At 73.6% G+C, this 26,975-nt stretch carries 2 protein-coding genes; both read right to left on the bottom strand.

Translation table 11 applies throughout. From position 1 onward, the window contains the following. Positions 1-3: 3 nt before the first annotated feature. Positions 4-11,787: an SDR family NAD(P)-dependent oxidoreductase gene (locus tag ACZ55A_RS35400; RefSeq protein ID WP_468848982.1), complete on the bottom strand. Its 11,784-nt coding sequence runs from the start codon at positions 11,785-11,787 to the stop codon at positions 4-6. A 268-nt stretch (positions 11,788-12,055) separates the two neighbouring features. Then, positions 12,056-26,974, bottom strand: a complete 14,919-nt coding sequence (locus ACZ55A_RS35395) for a type I polyketide synthase (protein ID WP_468848981.1) — start codon at positions 26,972-26,974, stop codon at positions 12,056-12,058. Position 26,975: the final 1 nt, after the last annotated feature.

Below are 26,975 nucleotides of genomic sequence, written 5' to 3'. Positions count from 1 at the left end.
TGCTCAGCCGTCCGCGGCGCCGAAGGCGAGGCGCACGAGGTCGTCGACCTCCATGCTTTCGAGGGCGTCGGGGGCGGGGGCGGGGGCGTCCGCGGTCCCGTGGTCGGTGGGCGCGGGCACCGGCTCGGCCAGTGCCAGCAGCGCATCGAGCAGCCCGGCCGCCCGGAGGCGGGCGAGGGGGATGGCGGCCAGGGCTTCCCGTACCGCTGTGTCGTCCTCGGGTGCGGAAGCCTTCTCGGCGGGGGCGGCGGGGAGGAGTTCCGTGCAGAGGTGGTCGGCGAGGGCCAGCGGGGTGGGGTGGTCGAAGACGAGCGTGGCGGGCAGCAGGGCCCCGGTCGCGGTGTTGAGCCGGTTGCGCAGTTCGACGGCGGTCAGCGAGTCGAAGCCGAGGTCCTTGAACGACTGTTGGTCGCCGACCTCGGCGGCGGAGGCATGGCCCAGTACGGCGGCGACCTGGGTGCACACCACGTCGAGCACGGTGTGGTGCGCCTCGTCGCGGTTGAGTGTGGCGAGCGTACGGGCGAGGGTGCCGGCGGAGTCCGGTCCGGCCGGTGCGGCGGGACCGGCGGCCGCCGCCCGGCGGAGCGCGGTCGGCATCAGGCCGCTGAGCAGGGGTGGTACGGGACCGGCCGAGCCCAGCGCGTGGCGGTCGACCTGCATCGGCAGCAGGGCTGCTTCGGGCCGGCCCAGTGCCGCGTCGTACAGGGCGAGTCCACGGTCCGGGGTCAGGGCGGGCAGGCCCGCGCGGGCCATCCGTTGCAGATCGGCTTCGGTGAGTCCGCTGGTCATCCCGGTGGTCCGGGACCAGGGCCCCCAGGCGAGCGAGGTGGCGGGCAGTCCGGCCGCCCGGCGTTCGGCGGCGAAGGTGTCGCAGAAGGCGTTGGCGGCGGCGTAATTGGCCTGCCCGGGCGAGCCGAACACCCCGGCCGTCGAGGAGAACACGACGAACGCGGCCAGGTCCTCGTCGCGGGTGAGGTCGTGCAGATGGGCCGTCGCATCGGTCTTGGGCCGCAGGACGGCGTGGAGCCGTTGCGGGGTGAGCGAGGTGACGAGGGTGTCGTCGAGGACGCCTGCGGTGTGCACGACGGCGGTGAGCGGATGCTGCTTCGGTACGGAGTCGAGCAGCCCGCGCAGCGCTTCGCGGTCGGCGGTGTCGCAGGCGGTGAGGGTGATCTCGGCGCCGAGGGCGGTGAGTTCGTCGCGCAGTGCGTCCGCGCCGGGGGCGTCCGGGCCGCGGCGGCTGGCCAGCAGCAGATGCCGTACGCCGTGCTCGGCCACCAGATGCCGGGCCAGCAGCGCACCCAGACCGCCTGTGCCGCCCGTGATGAGCACCGTGCCGGCCGGATCGAGCGCCACCGGCATCGTCAGTATGACCTTGCCGATGTGCTTGGCCTGGCTGAGGTGGCGGAACGCTTCGGGGGCCTTCCGTACGTCCCACGCCGTCACGGGTAGCGGCCGCAGCACGCCCTGGTCGAACAGCTCACGCAGCTGCGCAAACATCTCCCCGATCCGGTCCGGGCCGGCCTCGATCAGATCGAAGGCCTGGTAGCGCACGCCCTTGTGCTCGGCGGCCACCTGCTCCGGCTCACGGATGTCGGTCTTGCCCATCTCCAGGAACCGGCCGCCCCGGGGCAGCAACCGCAGCGAGGCATCGACGAACTCCCTTGCCAGGGAGTCCAGTACCAGATCCATGCCCCGGTCGTCGGTTGCCGCCAGGAAGGAACGCTCGAAGTCCAGGTCCCGGGAGGAGGCGATATGTGTCTTCGCCAGCCCGGATTCGCGGAGGGTGTTCCACTTGCCGGGGCTCGCTGTGCCGAAGACCTCGGCGCCCAGGTGCTGCGCCAGTTGGACGGCGGCCATGCCCACGCCACCGGCGGCAGCGTGCACGAGGACTGACTCGCCGGCCTGGAGGCCACCCAGCTCCACGAGTGCGTAGTACGCCGTCAGGAAGACCACCGGCACGGACGCCGCCTGCGCGAACGACCAGCCCTCCGGGACCTTGACGACCATGCGGGCGTCGGCCACCGCCATCGGGCCGAAGGCGTACGGGAACAGCCCCATCACCCGGTCCCCCGGGGCGAACCCGAGGACATCCGGGGCGGTCTGGGTGACCACCCCCGCGCCCTCCAGGCCGAAGGCGCCCGCATCGCCGGGGTACATGCCGAGGACGTTCAGCACATCGCGGAAGTTGACTCCGGCGGCCCGCACCGCGATGCGGATTTCGCCCCGTTCCAGCGGTCGTTCGGCGTCGTCGTGGGGCAGCAGGGTGAGGTGGTCGAGGGTGCCCTTGCCGGTCATCCCGAGGCGCCAGCGGTGTCCGTCGGCGGGCTCGGGCAGCGCCGTGCCGCTGTGGACCGGGGCGACGCGCGGCAGATGCACGGTGCCGCCGCGGACGGCGAGTTGGGGTTCGTCCGTGGCCAGCGCCGCGGGCAGTGCGGCGTACGAGGTGTCCTGGTCGTCGAGGTCGGCGAGGACGAACCGGCCGGGGTGTTCGGACTGGGCCGAGCGCACCAGGCCCCAGATGGGGGCGGCCGCGGGTGTGTGGCGGGTGGTGCCGGGGGCGTCGACGGCTCCCCTGGTGACGAAGGCGAGCCGGGCCGGGGCGGGTGCGTCGGCCAGCCAGTGCTGGACCAGTGCCAGGGCGTCGGTCGCCGCTTCGTGGGGGCCGGTGGCGGGGAGCTCCACGAGGACGGTGCCGGCTGCCTCGTCGAGGTCGGCGGGACGGGTCAGCCGGGTCACGGCCGTCCCCGCGCCTTCGAGGTCGGTGGCGAGGTCCTCGCTGTCCAGGACGTGGAGGCGGTACGGCTCTTGGGGCGGCGTTGCGGGGAGGGGGGCTGTGGGCCAGTCGAGGTGGTGGAGGGGGGCGGCGGGCCGGGCGGCGGCCGCGATCCGGTCGGTGGCGATCTCGCGCAGGGTGAGTGTCTCGATGGCGGCCACGGGCTTGTCGTCGGCGTCGGCTAGGACGAGGGAGACGGTGTCGGGTGCGGACAGGTCGAGCCGGACCCGCAGCTGGGTCGCACCGGTGGCGTGGATCTGCACTCCGCGCCAGGAGAAGGGCAGCCGGCCGGCCGTGGTGTCCTCGGTCGGCAGGAATGCGGTGGCGTGCAGGGCGGCGTCGAGCAGCGCCGGGTGCAGCAGGAAGCGGTGTGCGTCCCGCTGGGCCTCCTGGGGCAGGGTCACTTCGGCGTATACCTGGTCGCGGTGGCGCCAGGCGGCGCGCAGTCCCTGGAAGAGCGGCCCGTAGTCGAAGCCGCCCGCGCTCAGCCGCTCGTAGACGTCCTCGACGGGCAGCGGTTCGGCTCCGGCGGGCGGCCAGGCCGAAGGGGCAGGCGCGGGGTCGGGAGCGGTGGCGGTGAGGGTGCCGGTCGCGTGCAGGGTCCAGGGGTCGTGGGGGCCGGGTTCGGCGGGGCGGGCGTGGACGGTGAACGGCCGGTGGCCCTGGCCGTCGTCGGCGCCCAGGACGGTCTGGAGGTCCATCGCGTGCTGCTCGGGCAGGATCAGCGGGCTGACCAGGGTCAGGTCCTCGACGCGGGGACAGCCGGCCCGGTCTCCGGCCAGGACGGCGAGTTCGAGGAGGGCGGTGCCGGGGACGACGACGGTGCCGGCGAGGGCGTGGTCGGCGAGCCAGGGGTGGTCGCGTACCGAGAGGCGGCCGGTGAACAGGCGGCTGCCGTCGGCGAGTTCGGTGGCGGCGCCGAGCAGCGGATGGCCGGCCGGGGTGAGTCCCACGGCGCCGAGGTCACCGGTGGCGGGGGCGGGCGTCGGCCAGTAGCGCTGTCGCTGGAAGGGGTAGGTGGGCAGGTCGAGGGCGACTGTGGGTGCCGGGTGGGCGTTGGCGACGGCGGACCAGTCGAGGTCGGCGCCGTGGACGTAGGCGCGGGCGAGCCCGTCGAGCAGGGACCGGGACTCGGCGTCCCGGTCGCGGAGGAGCGGGATGACCGCCGTGCCGGTGGCGTCGGACGGCAGCGAGCCGGCGGTCATGGCCGAGAGGGTGCCGTCGGGGCCGAGTTCGACGAAGCGCTGGACGCCCTGTTCGGCGAGCCTGCGGACGCCGTCGTGGAACCGGACTGCCTCGCGGACCTGACGTACCCAGTAGTCGGGGCGGTGCAGTTCGGTGGCGGTCTCGCCGGTCAGGTTGGACACGACGGGGAGGCGCGGCTCGTGGTAGGTCAGCGCCTCGGCGACGGTACGGAAGTCGGCGAGCATCGGGTCCATGTGCGGGGAGTGGAACGCATGGCTGACCCGCAGCGGTTTGGTTCTGCGGCCTTGGGCGGCCAGCCGCTCGGTGAGCGCGGTGACGGCGTCCTGGTCGCCGGAGATCACCACGGAGTCGGGGCCGTTGACGGCGGCGATACAGACCTGGTGGCCGAGTCCGTCGAGCAGCGGCAGCACCTCGTCCTCCGTGGCCTGGAGGGCGGCCATGGCCCCGTTCCCGGGGAGCGCCTGCATGAGCCGGCCGCGGGCGGAGACAAGGGCACAGGCGTCGGGCAGGGAGAACACCCCGGCGACATGTGCGGCGGTGATCTCGCCGATGGAGTGGCCGAGCAGGTGGTCAGGGCGCAGTCCGGCGGCCTCCACGAGGCGGTGGAGGGCGGTCTCCAGGGCGAACAGCGCGGGCTGGGTGTACTCCGTCCGGTGCAGCAGCCCGTCGGTGTCGTGGAACATCACGTCGCGCAGCGGGCGGTCGAGGTGGTCGGCGAAGTGTCCGCAGATCTCGTCGAGGGCGTCCGCGAACACCGGGAAGGTGCGGTGCAGTTCGCGTCCCATGCCGGGGCGCTGGGCGCCCTGTCCGGTGAAGAGGAAGGCGGTGCGTACGCCGGGGAGGGCGGTGCCGGTGACGGCGCCCGGCGCCGGTGTGCCGTCGGCGGCCAGGGTGTCCAGGGCGGGCAGGAGGGCGGCGCGGTCGGTGCCGTGGGCGACCGCGCGGTGCTCGAAGGAGGCACGGGTGGTGGCCAGGGCGTGGCCGATGGCCGCGGCGGGCTGGTCCTCGTGCTGTGCGGCGTGGCGGCGCAGGTCGGTGGCCAGGGCGCGGAGCGCTCGGGGGCTACGGGCGGACAGCGGCCAGACGAGCGGCAGTTGGGCGGCGGGCCGCGTCCCGTCTTCCGGCCCGGATGACGGTTCCGGGGCGGCCTGTTCGAGAATCAGATGGGCGTTGGTGCCGCTGAAGCCGAAGGAGGAGACCGCGGCCCTGCGGGGGCGCTCCTGGTCGGGCCAGGCGGTGGGGGCGGTCAGCAGTTCCACCGCGCCATCCGCCCAGTCCACGTGGGACGAGGGCGCATCGATGTGCAGTGTCTGCGGCAGCAGGCCGTGGCGCATGGCCTGCACCATCTTGATCACCCCGGCGACGCCGGCCGCGGCCTGGGTGTGGCCGATGTTCGACTTCACCGACCCGAGCCACAGCGGACGGTCCTCGGCGCGGTCCTGTCCGTAGGTGGCGAGCAGCGCCTGCGCCTCGATGGGGTCGCCGAGGGTGGTGCCGGTGCCGTGTGCTTCCACGGCGTCCACGTCGCCGGCGGCCAGCCGGGCGTCGGCGAGCGCGGCCCTGATCACCCGTTGCTGGGAGGGGCCGTTGGGCGCGGTGAGGCCGTTGCTCGCGCCGTCGGAGTTGATTGCGCTGCCGCGTACGACGGCCAGCACCGGGTGCCCGTTGCGGCGGGCGTCGGAGAGCCGCTCGACGAGCAGCACGCCCGCGCCCTCACCCCATCCGGTGCCGTCGGCGCCGTCGGCGAACGCCTTGCAGCGGCCGTCGGCGGACAGCCCGCGCTGCCGGCTGAATTCCAGGAACGCCGCTGGGGTCGACATCACGGTGACGCCGCCCGCCAGCGCGAGCGAGCACTCGCCCGACTGAAGGGCGCGCACCGCCCAGTGCAGGGCGACCAGCGAGGAGGAGCAGGCGGTGTCCACGGTGACGGCCGGGCCTTCGAGGCCGAAGGTGTAGGCGATCCGGCCGGAGACGACGCTCGCCGCGTTGCCCGTGCCCAGATAGCCGTCCACGGGTTCGGTGGCGTGGCCCAGGAGGGTGGTGTAGTCCTGCCCGTTGGTGCCGGCGAAGACGCCGGTACGGCTGCCGCGCAGCGAGTGCGGATCGATACCGGCCCGCTCGAACGCCTCCCAGCAGACCTCCAGCAGGATCCGCTGCTGCGGGTCCATGGCCAGCGCCTCACGGGGTGAGACGCCGAAGAATCCGGCGTCGAAGCGGTCGGCGCCGGTGAGGAAGCCGCCGTGGCGGGTGTAGGTCGTCCCCTCGTGTTCCGGGTCGGGGTCGTACAGGGCGGCGGTGTCCCAGCCGCGGTCGTCGGGGAAGGCGCCGATGGCGTCGCCGCCGGCGGCGAGGAAGTCCCAGAACTCGTCCGGGGTACGGATGCCACCGGGGAAGCGGCAGCTCATCGCGACGATGGCGATGGGGTCTCCGGCCGTAGGGCGGTCGGCCCCCGAGCCCCCGGACGTCTGTGCGGTGCCGAGCAGTTCGGCCAGCAGGTAGGAGGCGACCGCGGAGGGCGTGGGGTGGTCGAAGACCAGGGTGGCGGGCAGCCGCAGACCGGTGCGGCGGCCGAGGGCATTGCGCAGTTCCAGGGAGGTCAGCGAGTCCAGGCCGAGGTCCCCGAAGGCGCGGTCGGCGTCGACCCGGCCCTTGGACGTGTGGCCCAGTACGGCGGCGATCTCGGTGCGTACCAGGTCGAGGACGTGGGCGTGGCGCTCCTCCGGCGGGAGGGCCGCGAGCGTGTGCGCCGGGCCGGTGTCCGCGCCGGTCGCCGGGGCCGCGGTCCGCTTGGCGGGCCGGCCGGCCAGCTGCCGCAGCAGGGGGGCCACCGTGGGGCCGCCGCGGCGGATCGCGGCGATGTCGAGCGGGACCGGGACCGGCACGGCCCGGTCCTGGGCCAGACAGCGGTCGAACAGGGCGAGCGCCGCCTCGGTGGTCAGCGCGCCCACCCCGCCGCGGTCCATCCGGCGCAGATCCACGTCGTCGAGGCGGGCGGTCATCCCGCTGCGCTCGGTCCACATGCCCCAGCCGAGTGCCAGGGCCGGCCGGCCCTCGGCGCGGCGGCGGTGGGCGAGCGCTTCCAGGAAGGCGTTGGCGGCCGCGTAGTTGCCCTGGCCGGGGCCGCCGAAGGTGGCGGCAGCCGAGGAGAACAGCACGAAGGCCGACAGGTCGAGGTGCCGGGTGAGCCGGTCGAGGTTGACGGCGGCGTCGGCCTTGGGACGGAGCACGGCGGACAGCCGCTGGGGGGTGAGGGAGGAGAGCACACCGTCGTCGAGCACTCCGGCGAGGTGGACGACCGCGCCCAGGGGGTGGTCCTGGGGGATGTCGGCCAGCAGTGCGGCCAGGGCCGTGCGGTCGGCAGCGTCACAGGCGGCGAGGGTCACCCGGGCGCCGAGCGCGCGGAGTTCGGCGGCCAGCTCTTCCGCTCCGGGTGCCGCCGCGCCACGGCGGCCGGCCAGCAGCAGGTGCCGCACGCCGTGTGCGGTCACCAGGTGCCGGGTGACGGCGGCGCCGACGGTTCCGGTGGCTCCGGTCACCAGGACGGTGCGGTGTGCGTCGAAGCCCGCCCGCGCCGGGGGCCGGGTGGTGTGCGGGTCCGGTAGCAGCCGGGTGAGGCGGGCGGCCAGCAGGTGTGTGCCGCGGACGGCGAGCTGGGTCTCCCCCGCGCCCACGGCGGCGAGGACCGCCGCGTCGGGTGTGGCGTCCTCGTCGGTGTCCACCAGCACGAACCGGTCGGGGTTCTCCGACTGCGCCGAGCGCACCAGGCCCCATACCGCTGCGGCGGGCAGGTCCGCGACGGTCTCTGCCGGACCGGTGACGACGGCACCCCGGGTGAGGAGGGCCAGCCGGGTGCCGGCGAGAGCCGGCCGGTCCAGCCAGCTCTGGAGCAGTGCGAGGGCGTCGCCGGCCGACCGGTGTGCGGCGTCGGCCGGTTCGTCGGATTCCGCGCTCCGCCAGGGCATGACGACCAGGTCGGGGGCGTCTTCGCCGTGCTCCAACGCGGTGGCGAGCGCGTCCAGTTCGGTGCGGAGCTGGTCTGCTGTCGCGTCGGTGCCGAGGCGTTCCCGGCCGAGGACGACGATGCGGGGAGGCGGCTGCTGTGGGGCGGCGGGGGGCGGCGGCAGCTCGGTCCATTCGACGGTGAAGAGGTCGTCGCGGCCTGCGGGGGCATCCGGCAGCTCGATGTCGGTGGCGGGCACCAGGGTGAGGGAGCCGAAAGAGGCGACGGGGTCGCCGAGTTCGTCGGTGAGGTGGAGGTCCGTTCCGCCGTCGTCGGCGGGCGTGAACCGGGCGCGCACCGCTTCCGCGGCCACCGCGTGCAGCACGGCCTCACGCCAGGACAGGGCGACGGCGCCGGGGTGCCCGGCTGCCGGGAGGGCCTGGAGCACAGCGTCGAGCAGCGCCGGGTGCAGGGCGAACCGGGCCGCCTCGGCGCGGTAGGGCTCGGGCAGCGCGGCCTCGGCGTACACCGTGTCCCTGTGCCGCCATACGCCCCGCAGCCCCTCGGCCGGTGGGTGGTGCGGGGTCCCGTCGCCCGTCTGCGCTGCTCGCAGCAGTTCGGCGTCCACGGGCCGGGCGCCGGCGGGCGGCCAGGTGCCGGGGCCGGGGGCGGGCCGTTGCGGTGGCCGGGGGGTGAGCACGCCGTGGACGTGGCGGGTCCAGGCCGCCTCGTCGTCGTGTTCGTCGGCGGGGCGGGAGTGCACCGTGACGGTCCGGTGGCCGTCGTCGTCGGCGGGGGCACCGACGACGACCTGGAGGTCGACGGCGGACCGCTCGGGCAGGACGAGGGGCGCGTCCACGGTCAGTTCGGCAAGGTGCTCGCAGCCGGCGCGGGCGCCGAGGTGCAGCGCCAGGTCGAGGTAGGCGCTCGTGGGGAGCACCGTGCGGCCGTCGGCGGTCCGGTCGGCGAGCCAGGGGTGGGCGGACGGTGTGAGGCGTCCGGTGGAGACGACGGCGCTGCGGTCCGCCAGGGTGAGGGCCGTCGGGAGCAGCGGGTGGTCGCCCTTGCGTGGCGCCGCGGCGGCCTCGGGGTCCAGCCAGTAGCGCTCGCGCTGGAAGGCGTAGGTGGGCAGCTCGACGCGGTCCGCGCCGGGGAACAGCCGCTGCCAGTCGGGGCTTGCGCCGTGGGTGTGCAGGGCGCCGAGGGCGGCGAGGACGCTGTGGGCCTCGGGCCGGTCCTTGCGCAGGGCGGGGACGAGCAGTGCGTCGCGGTCCGCTTCGAGGCAGGTCCGGGCCAGGGCGGTGAGGGTGCTGTCGGGGCCGAGTTCGAGGAAGCGGGTGACGCCGCGCTCCTCCAGGCGGCGGATGCCGTCCGCGAACCGTACGGTCTGCCGTACGTGCCTGGTCCAGTAGTCGGCGGATGCCAGGTCGGTGGCGGGTTCGCCGGTCACCGTGGAGAGGACCGGGATGCGCGGCCGGTGGTAGGTCAACTCCGCTGCGACGGCGTGGAATGCGTCGAGCATGGGGGTCATCAGCGGGGAGTGGAAGGCGTGGCTCACCCGTAGCCGTTTGCTCTTGCCGCCCTGCTGCTCGAAGCGCCGGACGAGCTGGGCGAGCGCGTCCTCGTCGCCGGCCACGACGGTCGTCCGGGGGCCGTTGACGGCGGCGATGCCCAGCCGTTCGCCGGCGTCGGCCAGTAGCGGCAGTACCTCGTCCTCGGCGGCCTGGAGGGAGACCATCGCTCCTCCGGCCGGGAGGGCCTGCATCAGGCGGCCGCGGGCGGCGACGAGCCGGCAGGCGTCCGGCAGTGACAGGACGCCTGCGACGTGTGCGGCGGCCAGTTCACCGATGGAGTGGCCGAGGAGGAAGTCGGGCATCAGGCCCCAGGATTCGACGAGCCGGAAGAGCGCCACTTCGAAGGCGAACAGCGCCGGCTGGGTGAAGCCGGTCCGGTTCAGCGCCTCGGCGTCCTCGCCGAAGACGAGGTCCTTCAGCGGCTGGGGCAGCTCCGGGTCGAGGTGGGCGCAGCTCTCGTCGAAGGCCTCCGCGAAGACGGGGAACGCACGGTGGAGGCCGCGGCCCATGGTGAGCCGCTGGGCTCCCTGGCCGGCGAAGAGGAAGGCCGTCTTGCCGCGGCCGGCGGTTCCCCGGAGGGCCGCGGTGTCGTCGCCGTCCGCGAACCGGGCGAGGTGGCGCAGCAGTTCCGCGCGGTCCTCGCCCAGCACCACCGCGCGCTGCTCGAAGGCGGTACGGGTGGTGGCCAGCGAAAGGCCGATGTCGGCGGGGTCTGCGGTCGTGGGCAGCTCCCGGGCACGGTCCAGCAGCTGTGCCGCTTGGGCCCTGAGAGCGGGCTCGCTGCGGGCGGAGAGCACCCAGGGGACGACGGGCAGCGGCGCTGCGGACGGGGAGGTGGGTGCGGTGTGCTCGGCGGTCCGGTCGGGCTGTGCCGTGTCGGGGCCGGTGGTCTCCGGCTCGTCCGCGGCGGGCGGGGCCTGTTCGATGACGGCGTGGGCGTTGGTGCCGCTGACGCCGAAGGCGGAGACCCCGGCGCGGCGCGGCCGGCCGGTGTCCGGCCAGTCCATGGCTTCGGTGAGCAGCCGGACGTCGCCCTCGCTCCAGTCGACGTGGGTGGAGGGGCGCTCGGCGTGCAGGGTGCGCGGCAGTACGCCGTGCCGCATCGCCTGGACCATCTTGATGACTCCGGCGACGCCGGCCGCGGCCTGGGTGTGGCCGATGTTGGACTTGACCGTCCCGAGCCACAGCGGCCGGCCGGCTTCCCGTTCCTGGCCGTAGGTGGCGAGCAGGGCCTGGGCTTCGATGGGGTCGCCGAGGGTGGTGCCGGTGCCGTGCGCCTCGACGGCGTCCACGTCGGACGCGCCGAGTCCGGCGGCCGTGAGGGCGGCCCGGATGACGCGTTGCTGGGACGGCCCGTTGGGGGCGGTCAGACCGCTGCTGGCTCCGTCCTGGTTGACGGCGGTGCCCCGGACGAGGCCGAGGACGGGATGGCCGTTGCGGCGGGCGTCGGAGAGGCGTTCCAGCAGCAGGATGCCGGCGCCCTCGCCCCAGCCGGTGCCGTCGGAGTCGTCGGAGAACGCCTTGCAGCGGCCGTCGGCGGACAGCCCGCGCTGCCGGCTGAACTCCAGGAAGGTGACGGGGGTGGACATCACCGTCACCCCGCCGGCCAGGGCGAGGGAGCATTCGCCCTGGCGCAGTGCGTTGCAGGCCAGGTGGAGGGCGACCAGCGAGGAGGAGCAGGCGGTGTCGACGGTCACCGCGGGGCCTTCGAGGCCGAAGGTGTAGGCGATCCGGCCGGAGGCGATGCTGGCGGCGCTGCCGTTGCCCAGGTGCCCTTCGAGGCCGGCGGGCGGCTCGGTGAACCGGGAGCCGTAGTCGTTGTACATGACGCCGACGAAGACCCCGGTGGGGCTGCCCTTGAGCGTCTGCCGCTGGAGTCCTGCCCGTTCGAACGCCTCCCAGGACGTTTCGAGGAGGAGGCGCTGCTGTGGGTCGGTGGCCAGCGCCTCGCGGGGGGACATGGCGAAGAAGTCGGGGTCGAAGTCGGCGGCGTCGTGGAGGAAGCCGCCCTCCCGGGTGTAGCAGGTGCCGGGGTTGGCGGGGTCGGGGTGGTAGAGGGATTCGACGTCCCAGCCGCGGTCCTCCGGGAAGGGCGTGATGCCGTCGGCGCCGTCGGCGACCAGCTGCCACAAGCCCTCGGGCGAGCGCACTCCGCCGGGGTAGCGGCAGCTCATGGCCACGATCGCGATGGGCTCGCGTTCGCGGGCCTCCATCTCGCGGAGCCGCTTGCCGGTGCGGTGGAGATCCGCCGTCACCCTCTTCAGATAGTCGCGGAGCTTTCCCTCGCTCACAGTTCAGCTCCCTTCCCCGGACCGCTGGGCGGCCCGGCGGCCTGCCTCACACCGGCGACCACAACGCTTGGATCCTGCACTCGCTGATCACATTCTGTGGGCGCCGGGCGGCCGATCCGGGCGCCGGCCGGTGACTCTAAGAGAACCCCTAGGGACTACTGCCGGTGCCGTGCCATGCCATGGCCCGTGGTCCGCCGTGCCGGAATACGGCACCGGCTCCGGCGGCCCTCAACGGGCGGCCGGAGCCGGTGGGTTGGCGGTCAGCCGGTCATGCCCCGCCGAGCTCCTGCTCGATGAAGTCGAACAGCTCGTCGTCCGACGCCTTCTCCAGCCGGCTCTCCACCCCGGCCTCGGGGTCTTCCAGGCCGTCGAGCCGGTCCATCAGGCCCTGGAGCCGGGTGCGCAGCGAGGTCCTGGCCGCGGCGTCGTCCATGAGCCGTTCGGTCTGTGCCTCCCAGGCGTCGAGCGGGTCGGACGCGGCGGCGTGCGCCGGCTGCCGGTCCGCCTCGGCGGCGAGCCTGCCGAGCAGGTGGTCGGCGAGTCCGCCGGGTTCCGGGTAGTCGAACAGCAGGGTCGCGGGCAGCCTGGTCCCGGTCACGGTGGTGAGCCGGTTCCGTAGTTCGACGGCGGTCAGCGAGTCGAAGCCCAGCTCCAGGAAGCCGCGTTCGGGGTCGATCGCGTCGGCCGAGGTATGGCCCAGGACCAGCGCGGCCTGCTCCAGGACGGCATCGAGCACCGCTTGGCGCCGGTCCCGGGCCGGCAGCGCGGCGAGGCGGGTGCCCAGCGGCTCGGCCGCCGCGGCGGCCGCGGGGTCCGGACGGCCGGACGGCGGCAGGGGCCGGTGTCCGGCCAGCGACCGCAGCAGGGGCGGCACCTCGCCGGCCGCAGAGCGCAAGGCCGCCGGGTCGAGCCTGGCCGGGGCCAGGAACGGCTCCCCCGTGGCGAGCGCGGCGTCGAGCAGGGCCAGCGCCTGGCCGGACGGCATGGGGCGCACACCGCCCCGGGCCATCCGGTGCAGATCGGCGTCGTCCAGTTTGGTGGTCATACCGCTGCGTTCGGCCCACAGACCCCAGGCGAGGGAGACGGCGGGCCGCCCCGCTGCCCGCCTGGCGTGGGCGAAGGCATCGAGGAAGGCGTTGGCCGCCGCGTAGTTGCCCTGTCCGACGCCGCCGAAGGTCCCGGCGAGCGAGGAGAACAGCACGAACGCCCTCAGGTCGAGGTCGCGGGTCAGCTCGTCGAGGTGGAGGACGGCATCGGCCTTGGCGCGCAGCACGGTGTCCATCCGCTCCGCGGTCAGCGAGCCGATCACCCCGTCGTCGAGGACACCGGCGGTGTGCACGACCGCGGTGAGCGGTCGTTCGGCGGGGACGGCGGCCAACAGCCGGGCGGTGGCGGCCCGGTCGGCGAGGTCGCAGGCGACGGTCTCGACCTCCTCCGCGCCGAGTTCCCGCAGTTCCTTCTCCAGTTCGGGCATTCCTGCCGCGGCCGGCCCCCGGCGGCTGACGAGCAGCAGACTGCGTACGCCGTGGGCCGCGACGAGATGACGAGCGACGAGGCGGCCGAGCATGCCGGTGGCCCCGGTGATCAGTACCGTCCCGTCGGCACCGAGGCCCGCGAACGGCTCGGTGGGGCGGGCCCGTACCAGCCGCGGGACGCGGGCGGCGCCCTCGCGCAGGGCGATCTCGGGTTCGCCGGTGGCCAGCGCGGCGGGCAGTGCGGCCGCGGACCGTGCCGTGCCGTCGTGGTCGAGCAGGGCGAAGCGGCCCGGGTTCTCGGCCTTGGCGGTGCGGATCAGGCCCCAGGCTGCGGACTGTGGCAGGCCGGGCACCGCCGCGCCGGGCCGGTCGGCCACGGCGTTGCGGGTGCACAGGACGAGCCGGGCGCCGCTGAACCGCTCGTCGCGGAGCCAGGCTTGCGCCAGGTCGAGTGCGTGGTGCGCGACCCGGCGGGTGGCCTCGGCCGGATCGCCGTCGGGGTGCGGGCAGCCGACCAGGACCGTGGCGGGCACCTCGGTCCCGGCGTCGACGGCCGCGGCCAGCGCGGACAGATCGGCGTACCGCTCACCGTGCCCGCCGGGCGGCTGCGGTACGTCGTCCGTGCCGATGACCGCATACGGTGCGGCGGGGTGCCCGGTCAGTGGCAGCTCCGCCCAGTCCATCCGGTACAGGTCCTCCGGCCGTGGTCCGGCGGCGGCCAGCTGTGCGGGGTCGACCGGGCGCAGTACGAGTGCCGGTATCGCGGCGAGCGGGGCGCCCGAGGTGTCGGCCAGCGTGACACCGTAGGTGTCGTCGGCCTGCCGGACGAGGCGGACCCGCAGGGTGTCCGGGCCGGCCGCCGGGGCCGCGCTGACCGACCGGAAGCTGAAGGGCAGTACGGCCCGTTCGGTGCCGGGTGCGGCCAGTGCGACGGTGTGCAGTGCGGCGTCCAGCAGCGCCGGATGCAGCACAAAGCCGGCGTCGCGGTACTGCTCGGGCAGGGTGACCTCGGCGAACACCTCGTCGCCCCGGCGCCAGGCGGTGTGCAGCCCGCGGAAGGCCGGTCCGTAGGCGAAGCCGTTCGCGGCGGTGCGCTCGTACAGGTCGGTGATGTCGAGCTGTTCGGCACCGGGCGGTGGCCAGGCGGTGAGGTCGGCGGGCGGCTCGTCGTCGGGCGCGCCGTCGGCGAGGGTGCCCTCGGCGTGCCGCGTCCAGGGCAGGTCCTCGCCGTCCGTGCCCGACGGGCGGGAGTGCACGGAGAGGGTGCGCCGGCCCGACGCGTCCGCGGCGCCGACGGTGAGTTGCAGCTGTACGGTGCCGTCCTGCGGCAGCACCAGCGGGGCCTGGAGGGCGAGCTCTTCGAGGTGACCGGCGCCGGTCCGTGCACAGGCCTGGAGGGCCAGTTCCAGGAATGCCGTACCGGGGAAGAGCAGGGTGCCGTCCAGGGCGTGGTCGGCCAGCCATGGCTGCCGTCCGGCCGAGACCAGCCCGGTGAACAGGGCGCCGTCGGAGCCGGCGAGCGGCACGGCCGCACCGAGCAGCGGATGGCCCGCCGCCTCCAGTCCCGCGGTGGCGACGTCCGTGCGGTCCGCGGAGGCGTCGAGCCAGTACCGCTGGCGCTGGAACGGGTAGGTCGGCAGCGGTACCCGCCGGGCGCCCGAGGGCGCGAAGTAGCCGTGCCAGTCCGGACGGTGGCCGTGCAGGTGCAGCTGGGCGAGCGCGGTGGTGACCGACTCCGGTTCGTCGGTGTCCCGGCGCAGCAGCGGCACCAGGGCGATCCCGTCCGTGCTCAGGCACTCATCGGCCATGGCGGTCAGTACACCGGAGCCGAGTTCGAGCAGGGTCCGCGCCCCCAGCTCTTCCAGGGCCCGGGTCCCGTCGTGGAAACGGACCGCCTGCCGTACGTGGCGCACCCAGTAGTCGGGGCTGCACAGCTCCTCGGCTGTGGCCGGGCGGCCGGTGAGGTTCGACACGACCGGGATGTTCGGCGGCCGGTAGTCCAACTCGCCCGCCACGATGGCGAATTCGTCGAGCATGGCGTCCATGTGGGCCGAGTGGAAGGCGTGGCTGACCCGCAGCCGCTTGGTGCGGTGGCCCGCGGCGGCCAGCTGTCCGGCGACGTCGGTGACGGCGTCCTCGTCCCCGCTGAGGACGGTGGCGGCCGGTCCGTTGAGCGCCGCGATGGTGACCCGGTCCTCGTACGGCGCGAGCAGCGGCAGCACGTCCGCCTCGGCCGCGTCGACGGACACCATGGCACCGCCGGCCGGCAGGGCCTGCATCAGCCGGCCGCGGGCGGCGACCAGGCGGCAGGCGTCCGCCAGGGAGAAGACCCCGGCGACATGCGCGGCGGCCAGTTCACCGATGGAGTGGCCCAGCAGCAGGTCCGGGTGCACACCGTGGGATTCGAGCAGCCGGAACAGGGCGACTTCGAGGGCGAAGAGGCCGGCCTGGGTGTACGCCGTCCGGTCGAGCAGTTCCGCCCCGGCCGTACCGGGTGCGGCGAACAGCACCTCGCGCAGCGGCTGTTCGAGGTGGCCGTCGAGGTGGGCGCAGACCGCGTCCAGCGCGTCGGCGAACGCGTCGGACGTCGCGTAGAGGCGCCGGCCGGTTTCTGCGCGCTGCGCTCCTTGCCCCGGGAAGAGGAAGGCCAGTTTGCCGGGGCGGGCGCGGCCCACGGCGACGCGGGGGTGCTCCCGTCCTTCGGTGAACGCCCGGAGCGCCGCGGTGAGTTCGGCGGAGTCCCGGCCGAGGAGTACGGCCCGGTCCTCGAACGCGGCGCGCGAGGTGGCGAGGGACCTGGCGACATCGGCGGGTGCGAGCTCCGGGTTGCGGGCGAGGTGGTCCGCCAGCCGACGGGCCTGGGCCCGCAGGGCCGTGGCCCCCCGCGCGGACAGCAGCCACGGAACGACGGGCGCCGGGGCATCGGCCCGCTCCGGCGGGCTCTGCGACGCCGCGTCGGTGCCCTCGGCCGCCTGTCCGGGCTCCTCCAGGATCACATGCGCATTGGTCCCGCTGATACCGAACGCGGAGACACCCGCCCGGCGCGGCCCCTCCCCCGGCGTCCACTCCTGTGGCTCGTTCAGCAGCCGCACGTTCCCCGCCGCCCAGTCGATGTGCGGCGAGGGCTGCTCGGCGTGCAGGGTGCGCGGCAGTACGCCGTGCCGCATCGCCTGGACCATCTTGATGACTCCGGCGACGCCGGCCGCGGCCTGGGTGTGCCCGATGTTCGACTTGACCGAGCCGAGCCACAACGGCCGGTCCGCATCCCGTTCCTGCCCGTAGGTCGCGAGCAGCGCCTGCGCCTCGATCGGGTCGCCGAGCGGGGTTCCGGTGCCGTGCGCCTCGACGGCGTCGATGTCCCGCGGGGCCAGTCCCGCGTGGGCCAGCGCCTGACGGATGACCCGCTGCTGCGACGGGCCGTTGGGGGCGGTCAGACCGTTCGAGGCACCGTCCTGGTTGACGGCGGTGCCCTTGACGACGGCCAGCACCGGGTGCCCCCGCCTGCGGGCCTCGGACAGCCGCTCCAGCAGGACGACGCCGACGCCCTCGGCCCAGCCGGCGCCGTCCGCGTCCGCAGAGAACGCCTTGCAGCGCCCGTCGGGAGCGAGCGCCCGCTGTCTGCTGAATTCGATGAAGGTCTGCGGGGTCGAGATCACCGTCACCCCGGCCGCCAGCGCGAGCGAGCACTCGCCCGACCGCAGCGCCTGGGCCGCCAGATGCAGGGCGACCAGCGACGACGAACACGCGGTGTCCACCGTGACGGCCGGCCCCTCCAGTCCGAAGGTGTACGCGATCCGGCCGGAGGCGACGCTGCTCGCGCTGCCCGTCGCCAAATACCCCTCCATGCCCTCCGGCGCGGTGTGCGCACGGGAGCCGTAGTCGTTGTAGTTCGAGCCGACGAAGACCCCGGCCGCGGTGCCGCGGAGCGTGTCCGGGTCGATGCCGGCCCGTTCGATCGCCTCCCAGGAGGTTTCCAGGAGGAGCCGCTGCTGGGGGTCGATCGCGACCGCCTCGCGCGGTGAGATCCCGAAGAAGGCCGGGTCGAAGTGGTCCGCGTCGTAGAGGAATCCACCGTCGCGGGCGTAGAAGGTGCCGGGCTTGTCGGGATCCGGGTCGTAGAGCCGCTCGATGTCCCAGCCCCGGTTGGTGGGGAAGCCCGAGACGGCGTCGGTGCCCTCGTCGAGCAGCCGCCACAGCTCCTCGGGCGAGTCGGCCTGCCCCGGATAGCGACAGCTCATCCCGACGATGACGACCGGATCGTCCTCGCCCGCGACGACGGATGCTGCCGCCCCCTCACTCTGCGCCGCCGCGCCCGCCAGCTCCTCGGCCCCGAACAGCCCGTCGTGCAGGAACGCCGCCAGCGCCCCCGCCGTCGGATGGTCGAACACCAGGGTCACCGGCAGCCGCAGTCCGGTGGCCTCCGCGAGCCGGTTGCGCAGCTCGACGGCGGTCAGCGAGTCGTAGCCCAGCTCGCGGAACGCCCGGTCGGCGGGGATCGCGTCGGGCCGGTCGTAACCGAGGACCGCGCCGGCCGCGGCCCGTACGTCGTCCAGCAGCACCGCCCTGCGCTCGGCCGGCGACAGATCCCGCAGCCGTGCGACCAACGCCGGTTCGTCACCGCGCACGGCGGCTGCCGCTGCCTCGGCACCGCCCGGCGCCTGCACCTCGGGCAGCTCACTCACCGCGGTGACCGTCCGGGCGCCGGCAGTGTGCCAGTCGACATCCGCGACGACCAGGAAGGTCTCGTCCTCGTCCAGCGCCGTCTGCAAGGCGGAGACGGCCAGCTCGGGATCCATCGGTGGCACACCGTCCCGACGGAGCCGCGCCGCCAGTTCCTCCCCCACCAGACCGCCGCCGCCCCAGGCACCCCAGGCGATCGAGGTCGCGGGCAGTCCTTCGGCACGGCGTTGCACGGCGAGTGCGTCCAGGCAGGCGTTCGCCGCGGCATAGCTGCCCTGGCCGGGGCCGCCGAGCGTGCCCGCCATCGAGGAGAACAGGATGAACGCCGACAGGTCCAGATGCCGGGTCGCCTCGTGCAGGGCGAGCGCGGCACCCGCCTTGGGCTCCCATACGTGCGCGGCGCGCTCCGGGGCGAGCTGGTCGATGACCCCGTCGTCGAGCACTCCGGCGGTATGCACCACCGCCGTCAGCGGCTGCGCGTCCGGCATGCTGCCGAGAAGGTCCGCCACCGCCGCCCGGTCACTGACGTCACATGCCTTGACGGTGGCCCCTACGCCGAGGCCGGACAGCTCCTCGACGAGTGCGGCGGCGCCCGGCGCCTCGGCGCCCCGCCGGCTGACGAGCACGAGGTGCTCCGCACCGTTACGGGCGAGCCAGCGCGCGATATGCCCGCCCAGGGCGCCCGTACCACCGGTGACCAGGACGGTGCCGTGCGGCCGCCAGCCCTCTCCGGCCGGGCGGTCCGCCGGCAAGGCCCGCAGCATCCGGCGGGTGAAGACACCGGAGGCACGCACCGCCATCTGGTCCTCGCCCAGGTCCTGGCCCAGCAACGCGACCAGCCGCCGGCCGGCCCGCTCGTCCAGTTCGTCCGGCAGATCGACAAGTCCGCCCCAGCGCTGGGGGTATTCGAAGGCGGCGATCCGGCCCAGCCCCCAGGCCATCGCCTGCACCGGCTGCCCGAGGGCGTCGGAGCGGCCGACCGACACCGCACCGCGGGTCGCACACCACAGCGGGGCGTCGATCCCCGCGTCACCGAGCGCCTGGAGCAGCGATGTCATCAACACCAGCCCGGCCGGCAGCGTCCCGGCCGCAGTCCACGGCTCCTCCGCCATGGCCACGAGGGACAGCACCCCGACGACCTCACCGGCCGCCGCCCCGGGCTCGTCCCGCAACCGCCCCGCGAGCCGCTTCCGGTCGGCGTCCGACGCCCCCACACGCACGGTCCTGACGTCCGCCCCACTCGATCGCAGCGCACGGTCGACTCCCTGGACCAGTGCGTCATCCTGCCGGTCCTCGGGAACGACGAGCAGCCAGACGCCGTCCAGTCCGGTGCGCGCGGGCTCCGTCCGGGGCCGCCAGACGATGCGGTAGCGCCAGCCGTCGACGGTGCTCCGCTGCTGCCGCTGCCTGTGCCACAGCGACAGCGCGGGCAGCACCTCCCGCAGCGCACCATCGTCGGACAGCCCGAGCGTCGCGGCCAGCGCGTCCGCATCCTCGCGTTCAACGGTCTCCCAGAAGCCGGCATCGACCACCCCCGAAGTGGCCTGCCCTGCCGCGGACTTCTGTGATTCCAGCCAGTAGCGACGGTGCTGGAAGGCGTAGGTGGGCAGGTCGACGACCTGGGGGCGGTGAGCGGCAAAGGCCGGGGACCAGTCGACGTCCACGCCGTGGACGTACAGCTCACCGAGGGAGGCGTAGAGGCGGGAGAGTCCTCCGTCGTTCCGCCGCAGGGTCCCGGTCACCACGGCATCGACGCCCGCGGCCTCGACGGTCTCCTGCAACGGGACGGTCAGCACGGGGTGCGGGCTGACCTCCACAAACGTGCAGTGACCGGCGGCCGCGAGAGCATGCACGGCGGGCACGAACTCGACCGTCCGCCGCAGGTTCGTGAACCAGTAATCGGCACCCATCTGCGCCGTGTCCAGCCAGTCCCCCGTCACCGTGGAGAACAGCGGCACGGACGAGGTCTGCGGCGTCACTGGTGCCAGCGCTTCGGCCAACTCCGCACGAAGCGACTCCACATGCGCCGAATGCGAGGCGTAATCCACCTCGATACGTCGGGCGCGCACGTCACGGTCCCGGCACTCATCGATCAGCTCATCCAGCGCATCCGCATCACCCGACACCACCACCGACGACGGGCCGTTCACGGCGGCTACGGAGATCCGGCTGCCGCCCTGCCACTGCCCAATCAGCTCCTCCACCTCGGGAAGGGACAAGGCGACCGAGACCATTCCGCCCCGCCCGGAGAGCGCGCGGAGAGCCTTGCTCCGACGGGCAACCACCCGGGCACCGTCTTCCAGACTCAGCCCGCCGGCCACGCACGCCGCGGCGATCTCCCCCTGGCTGTGACCCACCACCGCCGCGGGCTCCACCCCATACGCCCGCCACACCTCAGCGAGCGACACCATCACCGCCCACAACACCGGCTGCACCACATCCACCCGATCCAGACCCGGCGCACCCTCCACCCCACGCAACACCGCACCCAACGACCAATCGACAAACGGCTCAAGCGCCGCCTCACACTCCGCCAACCGCGCCGCAAACACCGGCGAAGAGTCCAGCAACTCCACCGCCATACCCAGCCACTGAGAACCCTGGCCCGGGAACACGAACACCGTCCGACCTGGATCGCCCACGGCACCCGGCGAGCGCAACTCACCTAGTTTCTCCACCAGTTCGTCGGTCACCGAGCCGACGACCACCGCCCGGTGCTCGAACGAGGACCGCGACGCGGCCAATGACCAACCCACATCCACCGGCGACACACCGCCGTCGGCAGTGGCACCCGCGCCCGCATCCGTCACCCACGACGCCAACCGCTCCGCCTGCGCCGCCAACGCCTCACCGGAGCGCCCGGACACCACCCATGGCACCACCACATCCGTATCGGCAGGCGTCGACGGAGCAGCACCTGAGGCCTCTCCCTCCGGCTGCTCGACGATCACATGCGCATTGGTACCGCTCACGCCGAAGGAGGAGATGCCCGCCCGGCGCGGCCGGCCCTCTTCCGCCGTCCAGGGCCGGGCCTCGGTCAGCAGCTCCACCGCGCCCGCCGACCACTCCACGTGCGGGGAGGGCTCGTCGGCGTGCAAGGTCGCGGGCAGTTCGCCCTGGCGCAGCGCCTGCACCATCTTGATGACGCCGGCCACGCCGGAAGCCGCCTGGGTGTGGCCGATGTTGGACTTGACCGAGCCGATCCACAGCGGGCGGTCCGTATCCCGCTCCTGGCCGTACGCAGCGATCAGCGCCTGCGCCTCGATCGGATCGCCCAGCGTCGTACCCGTACCGTGCGCCTCCACCGCATCGACCTCACCGGCCGACAGACGCGCATCGGCCAGCGCCGCCCGGATCACCCGCTGCTGCGACAGACCGTTCGGCGCCGTCAGACCGTTCGACGCACCGTCCTGATTGACCGCCGTACCACGCACCACCGCCAGCACCCGATGGCCATGGCGCCGTGCATCCGACAGACGCTCCACCAGCAGGACACCTACGCCCTCGGCCATGCCCATCCCGTCGGCGGCTGCGGAGAAGGGCTTGCACCGGCCGTCCCGGGCCAGCCCGCGCTGACGGCTGAAGCCCACCAGGCCGATCGGTTCGCTCATCACCGCCGCGGCTCCGGCGATCGCCAGGGAGCACTCGCCCGAGCGCAGTGCCTGGACGGCGAGGTGCAGCGCCACCAGCGAGGAGGAACAGCCCGTGTCCAGCGTGACCGCAGGGCCTTCCAGGCCGAGGGTGTAGGAGATACGGCCGGAGGCGATGCTCGTCACCGTGCCGGTGATGAGGTGCCCCTCCAGTCCTTCGGGGGCTTCTCCGTTGCCGTATCCCTGGTAGGCGGCTCCGAAGAACACCCCGGTCGCGGTGCCCCGCAGCGTTCTGGGGTCGATGCCACCGCGTTCGATCGCCTCCCAGGAGGTCTCCAGGAGGAGCCGCTGCTGCGGGTCCATGGCCAGGGCCTCGCGCGGCGAGATGCCGAAGAACTCCGGGTCGAAGTCGCCGGCCGCGTCGAGGAAGCCGCCCTCGCGGGCGTAGCAGGTGCCGGTGCGGTCCGGGTCCGGGTCGTAGAGGCCGTCGAGGTCCCAGCCTCGGTCTGCGGGGAAGTCGGAGATCGCGTCCGTACGGTCCCGCACCAGCTGCCACAGGTCCTCGGGCGACTGCACACCACCGGGGTAGCGGCAGGCCATGGAGACGATGGCGATCGGGTCGTCCTCGGCGGGCGCGGTCTCCGGGGCGGCAGCCGGTGCCGGCCCCGGGACGGGCGCGGGCAGGGTGCCGACGGCGTCGACCAGGGTGGTGCCCAGGTGCCCGGCGAGCGCCTTCACGTTCGGGTGGTCGAAGACGACGGTGGCGGGGAGCTTCAGGCCGGTGGCCGCGTTGAGCCGGTTGCGCAGTTCCACTGCGGTGAGGGAGTCGAAGCCCAGCTCCCGGAAGGCACGGCCGGCCTCGACCTCCGACGAGTCCGCGTATCCGAGGACGGCCGCGACCTGTTTGCGTACGAGGTCAAGGAGCTGCCGTTCACGTTCGGCGGGTGCCGTCCCGGCGAGCTGGGACCGGAGCGAGGTGGCGGTGTCCTCGGCGTCGTTCGGGTCGGCCTCGTCGGTTTCGAGGGCCTGGAGCACCTCGGGGACCTCGTGCAGCAGCGGACGGCGGTGCGCGGCGGTGAAGACGGGGACGAAGCGTTCCCAGTCGATGTCCGCCACGGCGAGGAAGGTCTCATCGTGGTCGAGCGCCTGCTGAAGTCCGAGGACGGCCAGCTGTGCAGGCATGAACGGGATACCGCGCCAGCGCAGTTGTTCCTGGACGACATCGACGGCCATTCCGCCGCCCTCCGGGCTCCAGATGCCCCAGGCGATCGAGGTGCCCGGCAGTCCGCGGGCCCGGCGGTGTGCGGCGAGCGCGTCGACATAGGCGTTCGATGCGGCGTAGGCACCGTGGTCTCCGCTGCCCCAGGTGCCGGCGACGGACGAGTACAGCACGAACGCGTCCAGCCCTTCGCGGTCGAAGAGCGCATCGAGGTTGCGCGCGCCGAGCAGCTTGGCGCGGGCACCCTCGGCGAACTCTTCCAGCGTGGTGTCGGCGAGCGGCACGAGCAGACCGACCCCGGCCGTGTGCACGACGGAGCGGATCGCCGGGCCCTCGGACTCGACCCGGGCGACCAACTCGGCCAGGGCGTCGGCGTCCGCCACATCGCAGGCGGCGATGGTGACGCGTACGCCCAGTGCGGTCAGTTCGTCGCGCAGCGCGGCGGCGCCCGGTGCGTCCGGGCCGCGCCGGCTGGTCAGCACCAGGTGCTCGGCGCCGCTTCGGGCGAGCAGTCGCGCGGTGTGCGCACCGAGACCTCCGGTACCGCCGGTGACCAGGGCTGCCCCGCTCGTACGCCAGGGGGCGGCGGGCTCGCCGTCGAGGGGGGCGCGGGTCAGCCGGCGGGCGAACAGCGCAGCGCCGCGGAGGGCGAGCTGATCCTCGTCGCCGCCTCTCGCCAGGACCCCGGTGAGTACTGCCGCACCACGGTCGTCCAGCGCGGCGGGCAGATCGATCAGACCGCCCCAGTGTTTGGGGTGCTCCAGCGCGAAGACCCGGGCGAGGCCCCAGACGGCGGCCTGGAGCGGGTGCCGCGCGGCGTCGTCGGAGAAGCCGGTGGCCGTGGATTCGGTGGTGAACAGCCATAGCGGGGCCTCGACTTCGGTGTCGAGGAGCGCCTGCATCAGGGCTACGGACTGTACGAGTCCCACGGTGACCTCGGGGCGCTCGGGCAGCGGCCGCTCATCGAGGGCGAGGAAGGAGATGACCCCGCGGGGGCCGCCCGTCGTGAGGGACGTACGCAGCTGATCCGCCACAGCCGTGCGGTCGGTCTGCGAACCCTCAAGGATGAGCAGTACGGCCTCGGCACCGCTGTCCCCGAGGGCCTGGAGTGTGGCCCGGACGCGGTCGTCGTCCAGGTGATCGCCGGGCACCACGACGAGCCAGTTGCCATCCAACTCCAACTGGCCCTGTTCGAGGTCGGGTTGAGGCCGCCATACGATCCGGTAGCGCCACCCGTCGACCGTACTGCGCTGCTGCCGCCCCTGCCGCCACGACGACAACACCGGCAGCACCTCACGCAAGGCCCCCGAATCCGCCACCCCCAGCGTCGCCGCCAGACCCTCCAGATCCTCCCGCTCAACGGTCTCCCAGAACCGCGCGTCCACCGGATCCGCCCCACCACCACCGCCCAGCAACGGCCGACCGGACTCCAGCCAGTAGCGACGATGCTGGAAGGCATAGGTGGGCAGCTCGACGACCTGGGGGCGATGAGCGGCAAAGGCCGGGGACCAGTCAACGTCCACGCCGTGTACATACAGCTCACCGAGGGAGGCGTAGAGGCGGGAGAGTCCTCCGTCGTCGCGGCGCAGGGTCCCGGTCACCACGGCATCAACGCCCGCGGCCTCGACGGTCTCCCGCACCGGAACGGTCAGCACGGGGTGCGGGCTGACCTCCACAAATACCCGGTGCTCCGCATCCAACAGCGCACGCAGCGCAGGCTCCAGCCGCACCGTCTGCCGCAGGTTTGTGTACCAGTAGTCGGCATCCAGCTGCGCGGTGTCCAGCCAGTCCCCCGTCACCGTGGAGAAGAACGGCACGGACGAGGTCTGCGGAGTCACTGGTGCCAGTGCTTCGGCCAACTCCGTACGAAGCGACTCCACATGCGCCGAATGGGAGGCGTAATCCACCTCGATACGTCGGGCGCGGACGTCGCGGTCCCGGCACTCATCGATCAGCTCATCCAGCGCATCCGCATCACCGGACACCACCACCGACGACGGGCCGTTGACCGCCCCTACGGAGATCCGGCTGCCGCCCTGACACTGCCCGAACAGCTCCTCCACGTCGGGAAGGGACAAGGCGACCGAGACCATTCCGCCGCGTCCGGAGAGCGCGCGGAGAGCCTTGCTCCGCAGCGCGACGACCCGGGCACCGTCCTCCAGGCTCAACCCACCCGCCACACAGGCCGCGGCGATCTCCCCCTGGCTGTGACCCACCACCGCCGCGGGCTCCACCCCATACGCCCGCCATACCTCGGCCAGCGACACCATCACGGCCCACAACACGGGCTGCACCACATCCACCCGGTCCAGACCCGGCGCGCCCTCCACCCCACGCAACACCGCACCCAACGACCAGTCGGTGAAAGGCTCAAGCGCCGCCTCACACTCCGCCAACCGCGCCGCAAACACCGACGAAGAGTCCAGCAACTCCACCGCCATACCCAGCCACTGAGAACCCTGCCCCGGGAACACGAACACCACCTCGGCGTCCCCATCCAGCGCACCCACATCGCCCACCACCGCACCGGCCGGTGTCTCCCCCTCGGCCACGCCACGCAGCCCGGCGATCAGTGCGTCGTGGTCAGCGCCGACCACCACGGCCCGGTGTTCAAGGCCCGCACGCGTTGCCACCAGCGAATGCCCCACATCGGCCGGCGACTCCGCTGCCGCCTCCGCCCACGAGGCCAGTCGCTCTGCCTGCGCCCGCAGGGCCGCCGCGGAGCGCCCGGAAACCACCCAGGGGAGCGCAGCGGGGGCGCCCTCTGCCGGCTGCTGGTCGGAGGGTTCGTCCTCCGGTGACGGTGATGCCGGTACCGGTGACGGTGCCAGTGCCGGTGCCTGTTCGAGCAGCACATGCGCGTTGGTGCCGCTGCCGCCGAATGACGAGACACCGGCCCGCCTCGGCGTGTCGGTCTCGGGCCATGGCACCGCGTCCGTGAGCAGACGGACGTTCCCCGTCGACCAGTCCACGTGGGGTGAGGGGGCATCGATGTGGAGCGTCGCCGGCAGTACGCCGTGGCGCAGCGCCTGCACCATCTTCATCACTCCGGCGATACCGGAAGCGGCCTGTGCGTGCCCGATGTTGGACTTGAGGGAGCCGATCCACAGCGGGCGGTCCTGGTCCCGCTCCTTGCCGTATGTCGCGATCAGAGCCTGGGCCTCGATCGGATCGCCCAGCGTCGTACCCGTGCCATGGGCCTCCACCGCGTCCACCTCACCGGCCGACAGACCGGCGTTGGCCAGCGCGGCCCGGATGACCCGTTGCTGCGAGGGGCCGTTCGGCGCGGTGAGACCGTTGGAGGCGCCGTCCTGGTTGGTGGCGCTGCCACGGATCACCGCGAGCACCGGGTGGCCGTTACGGCGTGCCTCGGACAGGCGCTCCAGCAGCAGGACACCGACGCCTTCGCCCCATCCGGTGCCGTCGGCGGCTGCGGCGAACGGCTTGCACCGGCCGTCCCGGGCCAGCCCCCGCTGACGGCTGAACTCCACGAAGTTCCGCGACGAGGACATCACGGTGGCGCCGCACGCGAGCGCCATCTCGCACTCCCCGTGCCGCAGCGCCTGGACGGCCAGATGCAGGGCGACCAGCGAGGACGAGCACATGGTGTCGACGGTGACCGCCGGGCCTTCGAGACCGAAGCTGTAGGCGAGCCGTCCGGAGAGCACGGCTGCCGATCCGCCGGTCAGCAGATGGCCCTCGACGCCCTCCGGGGCGGTGTTCCCGTCGGCGGCAGCGGCGTAGCCCTGATTGCTCGATCCGACGAAGACGCCGGCTCCGCTGCCACGGACCGATGTCGGGTCGATGCCCGCGCGCTCGAAGACCTCCCACGAGGTCTCCAGGAGGAGCCGCTGCTGCGGGTCCATGGCCAGGGCCTCGCGCGGCGAGATCTCGAAGAAGCCCGCGTCGAACTCCGGGGCGTCATAGAGGAAGCCGCCCTGGCGCACATAGCTGCGGCCGGCCCGGTCGGGGTCCGGGTCGTACAGCGCGTCCACGTCCCAGCCGCGGTCGGTCGGCATGGGCCCGATGGCGTCGGCGCCTTCGGCCAACAGTCGCCACAGCTCTTCCGGGGAGCCCACTCCTCCCGGGAGGCGGCAGGCCATGGCGACGATCGCGATGGGGTCCTGCTCCCGCGACTCCACCTCGTGCAGCCTGCGGCGGGTCTGCCGCAGGTCCGTGGTGACCCGCTTGAGGTAGTCGCGGAGCTTGTCCTCGTTGTCCATG

Source organism: Streptomyces sp. NPDC034111 (assembly GCF_055575375.1).
The sequence above is the reverse complement of the archived record's forward strand: the minus strand, read 5'-3'. Positions and strand labels throughout refer to the sequence as shown.

What these genes read in the sequence shown, in the direction of transcription:
- ACZ55A_RS35395 (WP_468848981.1), bottom strand. Translation starts at nt 26,974, where the DNA reads ATGGACAACGAGGACAAGCTCCGCGACTACCTCAAGCGGGTCACCACG.